Genomic DNA, 12584 nt, shown 5'->3' with positions numbered 1-12584 from the left:
AGGCACGCCGCCAGCGTTCATCCTGAGCCAGGATCAAACTCTCCAATAAAGTTTGTCTAGCATCATAAATAAAAATTGACGTTTCACGTTGTTTGTTTCGTTCAGTTTTCAGAGAACTCGTTTGTCGCTTCATTTGCGACTTCCTTATGTTAACATCTCTGTATTTCAATGTCAACTAAGTTTTTTATTTGTTTTTTCGCTTTCTGCATGTCCTGCATCAGCGACGTATATTAATTTATCATAGGTTCAATATTTTAGTCAACACTTTTTAATAAAAAATTCTTTTTCTCACATATGGGAGACATTCTTCCCTATTTGCTATTCTACGAAATAAACAAAAAAGAATCTTATATCGTTCTTCCATTGTTTTTTTCACTACATGATGTATACGTTCATCTTCAAAATCAAATAGGAGTTCATCCATCTCTCTTTTTAATATGTACTCCATTTCTTTTTGCTCTTCCTCCGTTATCATAAGCCCAATCAAACTATCACCCCAAATAATCTTCCATCACAAATATTTCTTGTAACATACGAAATAGTATTCCCTATTATATCCATCACTTACGATATTCATTCATCCGTTCTCTTTTTCATTCTTATTGCATATATGTAACTGAAAAGGATTGGACAAAGGGGCGGAGTATTATGTTTTTCTTTTTTATCACAAGTAAACGCAAATTTAAGCACATTAGTTTTATCATTGTACTTTCCTTATTTACAGCATGGATGCTTTTTCTAAAAACGTATTCTCATGAATCTGCTTTTTCCACTGCTACTGGGCCAAAGGTTATTTATAAAGGAGATACAGCTAAAAAACAAGTTGCGTTAACATTTGATATTAGTTGGGGCGATAAAAAAGCAATGCCAATCCTGGATACTTTAAAAGAACGCGATATTAAAAATGCAACATTCTTTCTCTCCGCAGCATGGGCTGAAAGACATCCTGATATTGTGGAACGAATCCTTAAAGATGGCCACGAAATCGGTAGTATGGGATACAACTACACTCCCTACACATCATTAAAGGCAAATGAAGTAAGGAAAGATCTTTTACGGGCACACGATGTATTCGAAAAACTTGGTGTAAAGCAACTGAAACTCTTACGGCCTCCTAGTGGCGATTTTAACAAAACAACTTTGAAAGTTGCAGACTCTCTTGGTTACACCATTGTTCATTGGAGTAACAATCCGAATGACTGGAAAAACCCTGGTGTAGATCAAATTGTGTCATTTGTTTCCAATCATTTGCGCGGCGGTGATATCATTTTACTGCACGCCTCTGACTCTGCGCTTCAAACAAATAAAGCATTACCACTTCTTCTACAAAAGTTAAAAAGTGATGGTTATGAGCAAATATCGATTTCCCAATTAATTTCTAATACAAACGCCAAAAGTAAAAATGTAAATTCCACTATCCACTAAAGTCCTATTTCTCCAAATTAAAAAGGATACAATCCCTTTATAATAAAAAGAGGATGTATCCTTTTTTTCTCAACTAGCTGCCTTGCTCTTTTGTCCTATTAAGCGATGCAGTATGAGCAATTGATATGCATTACATAATAACAACGGGATAACCATTAAATATAGCCAATTTGTATCATTAATCCGTAGCGCTGGTACCCATTCGAGAATTGTTACCACAACCATAAAGAATAACGCCGGGATAAATGCTTTTTTATTTGTCTCTTTACTCTTTATATACGCTACGAAAAGCCCGAACAAAAATAGCATTCCAGCTACAAGAATATTATTCCCTAATGAAACTTCTCCATTTGCAATAAGCACAGATCTTAAATAAACGAAATCGAATAGAACAAACGCAATGAAAAAAATTTGCACCGCATTCCAGAGAGAAGAAGATCGAAACATGCCTAATCCGAAACGATGTACAGTTAAATAAGCAAAGAATCCCATTTGGCTTATTACACTAAAGATAAAGCCTACCCCCATTAACCAGAAGGAAACTGCCAAAATCTCCTTTCCGTCAAAATTTTGAAAAAATTTAGCATACTTGTCCCATTCTAGAACAAAACCAATAAAGATTGTGCTAATTCCACCAAGAAGCAACGTCGTAAAAAACAATCGTACCCACTTTCGACTATTCACAACACATCCCCCATTATTCGTATATTTCTACTTAAATTGTATCAACCACAATTTCAAAAAGCTACCCATGATCATGTATAAATTCCTTAAAGATATTTATATTAAAAAAGAGAACTGCGTTGAAAGGAGCTCCTAGTTATGAAACGGATGCTGCTCATTTTAATTTCCTTGTTCCTGTCTCTTTCCCTTGTAGCATGTGCACAGGGAGGAGAAGAAGCAAAAACAGAATTGGATTATGATCAAACAAAAAAAATGATTGTTGATATTTTAAAAACAGATCAAGGAAAGAAAGCCATTCAAGATGTATTAACCGATGAAAAAATGAAACAGGCACTCATACTAGACGAAACAGTAGTAAAAAAGACAATTGAAGATGCAATGGTATCCGATAAAGGACAACAATTTTGGGAAAAGTTATTTAAGGACCCTGAGTTTTCAGCTAAGTTTGCAAAAAGCATGGGGAAAGAGCAAACAAACTTAATGAAAACTTTGTTAAAAGACCCTGAATATCAAGCAGGGGTTATAGAGATTATGAAAAATCCTGAAGTAGAAAAAATGATGCAACAAACAATGAAAAGCAAAGAATATCGTCAATATTTACAACAAGTATTGAACGAAACAGCGGAAAGTCCACTCTTCCAAGCTAAAATGATTGATATCATTAGCAAAGGAGTTAAAAAAGCTGAAAAAGAAAATGGAGCTAAGAAAAAAGAAAGTGGTGGCGAAGAAGAGGGAGGCAAAGAACAAAAATAATAAACCTATATTCCACTTCTTCTTTAAATGATTAAAAATCCCCCGCAATCTACAATAGCGGGGGGATTTTTATCCTACTTTTATTAGCTTTGTTTTACTGAAGTCTTTTCAATTACTTGTTCAGCTATTGTTCGATAAATAATGCCTGTTTTATGCGTGTCTTCATATACTGATGGCGCAAAATCTTCTTTATTCCAATCCGGTTGTTGAAGCGGAATTCGACCTAGCACTTCTGTTTGTAATTCAGCGGCTAATTTATCTCCTCCACCTTTACCGAACACATATTCTTTTTCTCCAGTTACTTTACTTTCAAAGTACGCCATATTTTCAATAACACCAAGAATACTATGTTCCGTCCGGAGTGCCATTGCACCTGCGCGAGCTGCTACAAATGCAGCAGTCGGATGAGGTGTTGTTACAATAATTTCTTTACAAGATGGTAGCATTGTGTGTACATCTAAAGCTACATCTCCAGTTCCTGGTGGTAAATCTAATACTAAGTAATCTAAATCTCCCCATTCCACTTCTGTGAAAAAGTGATTTAACATTTTGCCGAGCATTGGCCCACGCCAAATGACAGGTGCATTATCTTCCACAAAGAATCCCATAGAAATTACTTTCACTCCTAATCTTTCTACAGGAATAATTTTATCTCCTCTTACAACAGGGCGTTTCTCGATCCCCATCATATCCGGTACACTAAAACCATAAATATCAGCATCAATAATCCCCACTTTTTTCCCTAGACGCGCTAATGCAATCGCGAGGTTAACAGAAACCGTTGATTTTCCTACGCCACCTTTTCCACTCGCAACAGCTATAAATGTTGTTTTGGAATGCGGTGAAAGTAATGATTCATTCTCGTGATCTTCCGGTGGAGCAAACTGCGCTAACTCTTCCTCAGTAAATTCGGCAAAACGCAAGCCAACTGTTGCAGCTCCAAGTTCTTTAATCAGTTTAACAATCGCTGCTTGTAGCTGCATTTGTTCAGCCGTTCCCGTTTTTACAATCGTAATTTTTATACTTACATGGCCCTTCTCAGGTTTAACAGTTACTTCTTGAATTGCGTTCGTTTCTTTTAATGTTTTATGTAGAAATGGATCAGTAATCCCTTCAAGCACCTTCACTACTTGCTCTTTTGTTACCATAATTCGCCTAGCCCCCCGTATGATGTGAAATAAATTGGGTTTGTCCTCTTTTACTTCAAATAAATGCGTTTACATTTCCAGTATAACATATTTTCCGAAAACTTCGTTAATGAGAGAAACGCAAAAACCCTCCTCATTCAGGAGGGTTTCCTTTTTCCGTAAAATAACGCAAAATCCCGCGATAAATGGCAGCTGCTACTTTTTGCTGATATTTTTCCGAATTTAACATATACCTTTCATTTACATTTGATAAGAAACCAGCCTCAACCAATGTACCTGGAGTCTTAGCATACTTAAGTAAATAGACATGCGAAATGGTTTTAGCGGAACGGTTCGTATTCTCTAAGCTCGTTCGCAGTTCAGCTTGTATAAACTTTGCCGCTCGTTCATTTTCAAGCAAAGAGCGGTGATAAAATGTTTGCGCTCCCTTTGAGCTATTACTAGGCAGAGCATTCAAATGAATACTCACAAAAAAATCCACATCTGGCTTATTAATCATTGCTACACGTTTTTTTAAATCTTCTGCCTTACGCCTACTATACGACTTTATATCTTTATCAGCTAAATCATAGTCTCCTTCTCTCGTTAAAATCACCAAGGCTCCTTGTTCCTGTAAATAGTCTTGCAGCATTTTTGTAATTTCAAGTGTAATGTTTTTTTCTACAATATCTCTCCCACCAACCGCTCCCCCATCCGGTCCACCATGTCCAGCATCAAGTACAATTACCTTTCCTGATAGGGGTAAATTCCAGGCCCGCCACGACTTTGTAATTTGCAATTCCTGTTTTATCAAGAAAAACAATATAACCGCAGCTAGCACTAAAGAGATCATTCGAATTCTCTTCATACCTTTCCTCCTCCAGCTAGTCCCTCTAATTACTTATATGGGACAAGAGGAAAGTTTATGCTTCTCTTAATGCAACTTTAAACGATATCTTCTTTCACCTTTCTCATAGCCTTCTCGCCACCAGGCACTAATAAATCGCTCACAAGATTTATAAAGCAAATTCTTATCTTCTACTTCTTCTCCGCGCATCGTCATATTCGTTAAAAAAAGAAATAACATTTCCGTTAACTGCTGTTCTTCTTCCAAAGATCTATATTTCACATCAAAAAAAGATTCGCCATAGTAACCAAATTTGCTATACCTTGCACCTAGCAAATACGATTCAATTCCTAATTCAATACAATAATCCTCATATTGCCGATGAAGCTCTTGTCTATGAAAAGCATCATGAATATTGGAACGCAATGATTTTAGTGAAAGTTCTCTTAACATCTTACGTTCATACTTTAATTGTTTTTCTTTTTGTCTTTCTTGCAAATCAACAATGACATTCATAGTACTTCTAAACCTCCCTAATTACGTATTAGTCTAAACTTCTACAGAAGAAGCATACGCAAGAAGGTCGCACTAAAATATTCCAAGCATAAAATAGAACAATGAAAGTCATCAAGATAAAATAAAAACCCCAACCAAGTGGTTGGGGTTTGAAGTTCGCAAAAATTAACGTTTTGAGAACTGAGGTGCACGACGTGCGCCTTTAAGACCGTATTTTTTACGTTCTTTCATACGTGCGTCACGAGTTAATAGACCTGCACGTTTTAATGTTAAACGGTATTCTGGATCAGCTTTTAGTAAAGCGCGAGCGATACCGTGACGGATTGCACCAGCTTGACCAGTGTATCCACCACCATTTACGTTTACAAGTACATCGTAGTTACCTAAAGTTTCTGTTGCAACTAAAGGTTGTTTTACTACTTCACGTAATGCAGCAAATGGAATGTAGTTTTCAAAATCACGACCGTTAATGATAACGCGTCCTTCGCCTGGAACTAGGCGTACGCGTGCTACTGAACTCTTACGACGTCCAGTTCCATAGTATTGAACCTGTGCCAAAGTAAGCCCTCCTTTAATTAATTATCCGCGAAGTTCGTAAACTTCTGGTTTTTGTGCTTGATGTGGATGCTCAGCTCCAGCATACACGTTTAATTTCTTAGACATTCGACGTCCTAGGCGTCCTTTTGGAAGCATGCCTTTAATTGCAAGCTCTAACATTTGTACAGGGTAGTTTGTACGCATTTCTAGAGCTGTTCTTTGTTTAAGTCCACCTGGATGTTGAGTGTGACGGTAGTAAATTTTATCGTTTAATTTATTACCTGTTAAGTGAACTTTCTCAGCGTTAATAATAATTACATGATCACCAGTGTCAACGTGTGGTGTAAATGTTGGTTTGTGTTTACCACGTAAAATGGATGCTACTTCACTAGCAAGGCGACCTAAAGTTTGACCTTCAGCGTCAACCACATACCATTTACGCTCAACTTCATTAGCTTTTGCCATAAAAGTTGTACGCATTTGTTTCCCTCCTACTCGATTATCTTTTCATAGAAAAAATCTATTGTTTATCTTAAACACGACTTCCTTCCGGGGCTAATCGTGGTTTTAGAAACAATACCATATGTTATGATATCGTTTTGAGAATCTAATGTCAAGCAAATGTTACACCAGGATTAGTTGTTATAGTTTACCTGCCATAAATAAAGGCCATGCCCTGGTACCATCTTCCCCGCAAAGCGTCGATCTTGCTTAGCTAAAATCTCTGGAATACTATCTGGATCAATCTTTCCTTGCCCTACGCTAAGTAGCGTTCCGACAATGATTCTAACCATATTATATAAAAAACCATTACCAACAAAGCGAAAAACTAATTCATCACCTTGTTCGAATAGATCTATCTCATAAATGGTTCGCACTTTATCTTTTTTATCCGTCTTTGCCGAACAAAATGATGTAAAATCATGCGTCCCTATAAAATAAGGAATCGCTTTTCTTATGAATTGTATATCAATTGGATATGGATACTGATATACATAATTTCTACGGAATACATCCGCCGTTTTAGATAATAATACACGGTAACGATATTCCTTTTTTGCAACACCATAGCGCGCATGGAATTCTTCCGTTTTTTTCTCTACTTGCACGATTACAATATCGTCTGGCAATAATGTATTTAAAGCGTTCCCCCACTGCCATTCTTCAAGAGACAATGGTGTATCAAAATGAATGACTTGTCCTTTCGCATGAACAGTAGAGTCTGTTCTTCCTGACGCCTGTACGCGAACAAGTTCTCCTTTGTGCAATTTTTGCAAAGCTTTTTCGATTTCTTGTTGCACAGTACGATGCTGCGGTTGAATTTGATATCCACAAAAGTTGATCCCATCATATGCAACTGTACACTTTATTCTTTCCATCTTTCTACTCTCCATTATGATCTTACCCATACTAGAATACACGCTAAGCAAAATAAGCTTATTAATGTTACAGTATCACTTGTTTTCCAGCGTAGTTGCCTAAATTTCGTACGTCCCTCACCGCTTTGATACCCACGAGCTTCCATTGCGATAGCTAAATCTTCAGCACGCTTAAAGGCACTAATAAAAAGGGGAACGAGTAAAGAAATAATTGCTTTTAACCTGTCTTTTATCGGACCACCAGCAAAATCAATGCCACGGGATGCTTGTGCTTTCATAATTTTACTTGTCTCATCCATCAATGTTGGAATAAACCGGAGAGAAATAGACATCATTAAAGCAATTTCATGAACAGGAACTTTAAAACGTTTCAACGGCTTTAATAACGTTTCCATGCCATCTGTAATCTCAATGGGTGTAGTCGTTAACGTTAGTAAAGTTGTCATTAAAATAATGACAACAAAGCGTATTGAAATATATATCCCTTGCTCTAAACCTTTTTCATATATCGAAAACCAACCAAGCTGAAGTAGTACATCTCCTTCTTTATTTGTAAAAATATGCAGGAAAAATGTGAAAAGAAAAATCCATAAAATTGGTTTTAAGCCCGAAAGTACATAACGAATCGGCACTTTTGCAAAAAATAAAGCAATGAGTGCATACAAGAATAAAAATCCATATGAAATCGCATTATTTGCTAAAAAGACAACAAATACATATAGAAAAACAATTAATAGCTTCGTACGCGGATCAAGTTGATGAATGAGTGACTTGCCTGGAATATATCTCCCAATGATCAACTGCTGCATGATTCATGACCACCTTTTCGTAATACCTGTACAACTTCATGAGTAAGATCCTCTAAAGATAAGGTAGCCTTTGGAATCGAAATACCAAACTTCTCTTCAATTGCACGTTTATACTTTAAAGACATTGGAAGATCCACACCGATTTGCTCTAATTCATTTGCATGTGAAAATACTTCCTCCGCTCTTCCTTGCAAAAAGACCGTTCCTTTATGCATAACCACGATTTGATCTGCGTATTTTGCAGCATCCTCCATGTTATGAGTAACAAGAATGACTGTCAGTCCCTTCTCTTTATGAAGTGTATAAAACATCTCCATAAGCTCATGCTGCCCTTTCGGATCAAGCCCTGCTGTGGGTTCGTCTAATACAAGTACTTCTGGTTCCATCGCAAGTACACCCGCTATTGCAACGCGTCTCATTTGTCCACCGCTTAATTCAAACGGAGAACGTGCTAATAATTCTGGATCCAGTCCAACAAGTTCGATCGCATATCTTGCCTTTTTCTTTGCTTCTGCCTCCGATACGCCAAAATTTGAAGGACCAAAACAAATATCCTTCTCAACTGTTTCCTCAAATAACTGATGTTCTGGAAACTGAAAGACAACCCCTACTTTTTTTCGTAGCGGCTTGAGTTTTTTAGCTTTTTTTTGAGATGAAATCATATGTTCTCCAATTCGGACTGTACCATGTGTTGGCTGCAACAAGCCATTTAAATGCTGAATCATCGTTGATTTACCGGAACCAGTATGACCGATAATGGCATAGTATCCCCCACTTGGAAATGACACGTCTACATCATAAAGCGCGCGTCTTTCAAAGGGAGTCTTATATTGATAACGATGTTCTACCTTTTGGAATGTAATCTCCAAAGTTCGTTCACCAAACTTTCCATTGTAAGATGCGTGTTTTGCAGTGGAATTTCACTTCTTTTTAATAATTCTGCTATTTTTACCGAAAAAGGTACATCTAAACCAATTTCCTTGAGCATATGAGAGGATTTAAAAATTTGCTGTGGTGTCCCTTCCTCTAATATTTCTCCTTTATTTAAAATAATAATACGATCCGACTGTACAGCTTCCTCTAAATCATGTGTAATAGATAAAACAGTAATTCCTTTTTCATCCACAAGCTGTCTCACAGTCTCAACAACTTCAACGCGTCCTTTTGGATCCAACATCGATGTTGCCTCATCCAATATTAAAACCGATGGCTGAAGGGCTAAAATTCCCGCTATTGCAACACGTTGCTTTTGACCACCAGATAATGAATGCGGCTCCTCATGCAAGAACTCTTCCATTCTAACTAAATGCAATGCTTGTTTCATTCGTTCTACCATCTGTTCTCTAGGCATACCAACATTCTCAAGCCCAAATACAACGTCATCTTGCACTGTTGTACCTACAAATTGATTGTCTGGATTTTGAAAAACCATACCAATTTGCTTTCGAATGTCCCATACTGTTTCCTCAGATAAGATCATTGTACCATTTACTGTAATCGTACCTGATTCCGGTAAAAATAAGCCATTTAGTAGTTTTGCAAGAGTAGATTTTCCTGAACCATTTTGTCCAATGACAGACACCCATTCTCCCTCATTTAGAGAAAAGGATACATCTTTTAACGCATAAGCAGTCGCCCCAGGATATTGAAATGATACATTTTGCACACGAAGTTTCTCTCTTTTCAATATAAGGCACCCTTTCTTTTGCCGAGTTAGCCTCATCTTTATATTTAAAAAAAAAGGGCCACGACCAGTTACTTGAAAAGAACTGTCCTGCCCTTTTAATTATCATTATACTAACTCGATAATTACCATTGGTGCTGCGTCTCCACGACGTGGACCAATTTTTGCAATACGAGTGTATCCGCCTTGACGCTCAGCATAGCGTGGAGCTACATCAGCGAAAAGTTTTTGAAGTGCATCTTGACCAGTCTCAGCGTTAGCAACTTCATTGCGAATGAAAGCTGCTGCTTGACGACGAGCATGAAGATCTCCGCGTTTACCTAAAGTGATCATTTTTTCCACTACAGAACGAAGTTCTTTTGCACGAGTCTCTGTCGTTTGAATGCGCTCATTGATAATTAAATCAGTAGCTAAGTCACGTAACATAGCTTTACGTTGCGCACTTGTACGGCCTAATTTTCTGTATGCCATTCGTAGTTCCCTCCTTTGTTGATGAAATTAAATCCTCAGTCGTCTTTACGTAAACCTAAACCTAATTCTTCAAGTTTATGTTTAACTTCTTCTAAGGATTTACGTCCTAAGTTACGAACTTTCATCATATCTTCTTCTGTTTTATTCGCAAGCTCTTGTACAGTATTAATTCCTGCACGTTTTAAGCAATTATAAGAACGAACAGAAAGATCAAGTTCTTCAATAGTCATTTCAAGAACTTTTTCTTTTTGATCTTCTTCCTTCTCGACCATAATCTCAGCATTTTGTGCTTCATCAGTTAAACCAACAAAAATATTTAAATGCTCAGTTAAGATTTTGGCTCCTAAAGAGATAGCTTCTTTTGGCCCGATGCTTCCATCCGTCCATACATCAAGCGTAAGCTTATCATAATTTGCCACTTGTCCAACACGTGTCTTTTCCACTTGGTAAGTTACACGTGACACTGGAGTATAAATAGAATCAATAGGAATAACTCCTATTGGTTGATCTTCGCTTTTATTTGCATCAGCTGGCGTATACCCACGGCCACGCTTTGCAGTTAAACGCACGCGGAAATGCGCATCCTTTGCTAACGTCGCAATGTATAAATCCGGATTTAAGATTTCAACATCACTATCGTGAGTAATATCAGCAGCTGTGACAATACCTTCGCCCTGTATGTCGATTTCCAACGTCTTCTCTTCTTCAGAGTAGATTTTAAGAGCTAACTTTTTCAAGTTTAAGATGATCGTTGTAACGTCCTCTACTACGCCCTCAACTGTTGAAAATTCGTGTAATACGCCATCGATTTGGATAGCAGTTACAGCGGCACCAGGGAGTGAGGATAAAAGAATACGACGTAAGGAGTTACCCAAAGTAGTACCATACCCACGCTCAAGCGGTTCAATTACGAATTTACCATACTTAGCATCTTCGTTAAGTTCAACCGTTTCGATTTTCGGTTTTTCAATTTCAATCATTAACTAAACCCTCCTTCAAAACGTCGAAACCTCGGTTAAACAAAGGGAAAACCTCTGTTTAACCGAAAGTCCCCCTTAGGCAGTTCCCGATTGTGCACAACAAGCGATGTTTCTGTACGAAATTTCTCGATAAGGCATCATATCCATTATAGACAAAAGGGAAAATTCTATACAGAAAAATTATACACGACGACGTTTTGGTGGACGACATCCATTATGAGGAACTGGAGTAACATCTCTAATTGCTGTTACTTCTAGACCTGCAGCTTGAAGAGCACGAATTGCTGCTTCACGACCAGCACCAGGACCTTTTACAGTAACCTCTAAAGATTTTAAACCATGCTCCATTGCAGCTTTAGCAGCTGTTTCAGCAGCCATTTGTGCAGCGAATGGAGTAGATTTACGAGATCCACGGAAACCAAGTGCACCAGCACTAGACCAAGAAATTGCGTTACCATGAGTATCTGTAAGTGTTACGATTGTGTTATTGAAAGTAGAACGAATATGAGCTACACCAGTCTCAATATTCTTTTTCACACGTTTTTTACGAGTGTTTGTTTTACGTGCCATAGTTAGTTCAACCTCCTTTACTTATTATTTCTTTTTATTTGCTACTGTACGACGTGGACCTTTACGTGTACGAGCATTGTTTTTAGAGTTTTGACCACGAACTGGTAAACCACGACGGTGACGAAGACCACGGTAAGAACCGATCTCCATTAGACGTTTAATGTTAAGAGATACTTCACGACGAAGATCACCTTCAACTTTGATACGATCGATGATATCACGGATACGTCCTAATTCATCTTCCGTTAAGTCGCGAACTCGTGTTTCTTCAGAAACACCAGCTTCAGCAAGAATTTTTTCAGCAGTAGTACGACCAATGCCGAATACGTAAGTTAAAGAAATAACAACGCGTTTGTCACGAGGAATATCTACACCTGCGATACGTGCCATTCCGAATACACCTCCTTCAGATTAACCTTGTTTTTGTTTATGTTTAGGGTTTTCACAAATAACCATTACTTTTCCACGTCTACGAATAACTTTACATTTTTCGCAGATTGGTTTAACTGACGGTCTTACTTTCATGTCTCGAACCTCCTTAAAGATTACGGAGTGCTATATTATTTAAAACGGTACGTAATACGACCACGATTTAAATCGTACGGAGATAATTCTACCGTAACTTTGTCTCCTGGTAAAATACGAATGAAGTTCATACGGATTTTACCAGAAACGTGAGCCAATACGACATGCCCATTCTCTAATTCTACTTTGAACATAGCATTTGGCAACGTTTCAAGAACGGTACCTTCGACTTCAATTACATCATCTTTAGCCATTCAATAGTTCTCCCTTCTTCAAA

Annotated in this window: 19 protein-coding genes; 2 read left to right on the top strand and 17 right to left on the bottom strand. The window is 37.6% G+C overall.

Annotated elements, in window-relative coordinates; all coding sequences use genetic code 11:
* Positions 1-268: 268 nt before the first annotated feature.
* Positions 269-487, bottom strand: a complete 219-nt coding sequence (locus tag MR063_RS18820; protein WP_242145473.1) for a hypothetical protein — start codon at positions 485-487, stop codon at positions 269-271.
* Between the two features lie 161 nt (positions 488-648).
* Here MR063_RS18820 and pdaB point away from each other — a divergent pair, with 161 nt between their 5' ends.
* Positions 649-1425 (top strand): polysaccharide deacetylase family sporulation protein PdaB, encoded by a 777-nt coding sequence (gene pdaB, locus MR063_RS18815; protein WP_242200718.1) that lies wholly within the window; start codon positions 649-651, stop codon positions 1423-1425.
* A gap of 69 nt (positions 1426-1494) precedes the next feature.
* Here the strand turns inward: pdaB and MR063_RS18810 are convergent, their stop codons facing one another.
* Complete coding sequence (locus MR063_RS18810; protein WP_242200715.1) at positions 1495-2109, bottom strand: KinB-signaling pathway activation protein; 615 nt, start codon at positions 2107-2109, stop codon at positions 1495-1497.
* Between the two features lie 138 nt (positions 2110-2247).
* Between MR063_RS18810 and gerD the strand changes: the two genes are divergently transcribed.
* Entirely contained in the window at positions 2248-2862 is a 615-nt protein-coding gene (gene gerD, locus MR063_RS18805; protein ID WP_242145470.1) for a spore germination lipoprotein GerD, read from the top strand.
* An 83-nt stretch (positions 2863-2945) separates the two neighbouring features.
* Here gerD and MR063_RS18800 read toward each other — a convergent pair whose 3' ends face one another.
* The 15 genes from MR063_RS18800 to infA form a co-directional block, all read right to left on the bottom strand.
* Entirely contained in the window at positions 2946-4010 is a 1065-nt protein-coding gene (locus MR063_RS18800) for an Mrp/NBP35 family ATP-binding protein (protein ID WP_242200710.1), read from the bottom strand.
* A gap of 133 nt (positions 4011-4143) precedes the next feature.
* Positions 4144-4857, bottom strand: coding sequence for an N-acetylmuramoyl-L-alanine amidase CwlD (cwlD, locus tag MR063_RS18795; RefSeq protein ID WP_242200708.1), 714 nt, complete (start codon positions 4855-4857; stop codon positions 4144-4146).
* 66 nt (positions 4858-4923) lie between these two features.
* Complete coding sequence (locus MR063_RS18790) at positions 4924-5352, bottom strand: DUF2521 family protein (RefSeq protein WP_242200706.1); 429 nt, start codon at positions 5350-5352, stop codon at positions 4924-4926.
* Between the two features lie 165 nt (positions 5353-5517).
* Positions 5518-5910, bottom strand: coding sequence for a 30S ribosomal protein S9 (gene rpsI, locus MR063_RS18785; RefSeq protein WP_011983273.1), 393 nt, complete (start codon positions 5908-5910; stop codon positions 5518-5520).
* Between the two features lie 21 nt (positions 5911-5931).
* Positions 5932-6369 (bottom strand): 50S ribosomal protein L13, encoded by a 438-nt coding sequence (gene rplM, locus MR063_RS18780; protein WP_242200704.1) that lies wholly within the window; start codon positions 6367-6369, stop codon positions 5932-5934.
* Positions 6370-6524: 155 nt separating this feature from the next.
* Complete coding sequence (gene truA, locus MR063_RS18775; RefSeq protein WP_313929701.1) at positions 6525-7268, bottom strand: tRNA pseudouridine(38-40) synthase TruA; 744 nt, start codon at positions 7266-7268, stop codon at positions 6525-6527.
* Positions 7269-7282: 14 nt separating this feature from the next.
* Entirely contained in the window at positions 7283-8077 is a 795-nt protein-coding gene (locus MR063_RS18770; RefSeq protein ID WP_242200699.1) for an energy-coupling factor transporter transmembrane component T family protein, read from the bottom strand.
* Entirely contained in the window at positions 8065-8946 is an 882-nt protein-coding gene (locus MR063_RS18765) for an energy-coupling factor ABC transporter ATP-binding protein (protein WP_242145465.1), read from the bottom strand. Before MR063_RS18765 ends, MR063_RS18770 begins: the two co-directional genes overlap by 13 nt.
* Positions 8922-9764, bottom strand: a complete 843-nt coding sequence (locus MR063_RS18760) for an energy-coupling factor ABC transporter ATP-binding protein (RefSeq protein WP_242200695.1) — start codon at positions 9762-9764, stop codon at positions 8922-8924. The genes MR063_RS18765 and MR063_RS18760 overlap by 25 nt, the downstream gene beginning before the upstream one ends.
* 105 nt (positions 9765-9869) lie before the next feature.
* Complete coding sequence (gene rplQ, locus MR063_RS18755; protein ID WP_000331490.1) at positions 9870-10232, bottom strand: 50S ribosomal protein L17; 363 nt, start codon at positions 10230-10232, stop codon at positions 9870-9872.
* 35 nt (positions 10233-10267) lie between these two features.
* Complete coding sequence (locus MR063_RS18750) at positions 10268-11212, bottom strand: DNA-directed RNA polymerase subunit alpha (protein ID WP_042981378.1); 945 nt, start codon at positions 11210-11212, stop codon at positions 10268-10270.
* A 180-nt stretch (positions 11213-11392) separates the two neighbouring features.
* Positions 11393-11782 carry a 30S ribosomal protein S11 gene (gene rpsK, locus MR063_RS18745; protein WP_011983266.1) on the bottom strand — a complete coding sequence of 130 codons (390 nt, stop codon included), beginning with the start codon at positions 11780-11782 and terminating at the stop codon, positions 11393-11395.
* Positions 11783-11806: 24 nt separating this feature from the next.
* Entirely contained in the window at positions 11807-12172 is a 366-nt protein-coding gene (gene rpsM / locus MR063_RS18740; protein WP_000090789.1) for a 30S ribosomal protein S13, read from the bottom strand.
* A 21-nt stretch (positions 12173-12193) separates the two neighbouring features.
* Complete coding sequence (gene rpmJ, locus MR063_RS18735) at positions 12194-12307, bottom strand: 50S ribosomal protein L36 (RefSeq protein ID WP_000868344.1); 114 nt, start codon at positions 12305-12307, stop codon at positions 12194-12196.
* A gap of 35 nt (positions 12308-12342) precedes the next feature.
* Positions 12343-12561 carry a translation initiation factor IF-1 gene (infA, locus tag MR063_RS18730; protein ID WP_001029884.1) on the bottom strand — a complete coding sequence of 73 codons (219 nt, stop codon included), beginning with the start codon at positions 12559-12561 and terminating at the stop codon, positions 12343-12345.
* Positions 12562-12584: the final 23 nt, after the last annotated feature.

It is taken from the genome of Bacillus cereus group sp. BfR-BA-01492, from assembly GCF_022662815.1.
In the GTDB taxonomy this organism is placed as follows: Bacteria; Bacillota; Bacilli; order Bacillales; family Bacillaceae_G; genus Bacillus_A; species Bacillus_A cereus_BD.
Note: the sequence above shows the minus strand (reverse complement) of the source record. Positions and strands in the feature narration are given on the sequence as shown.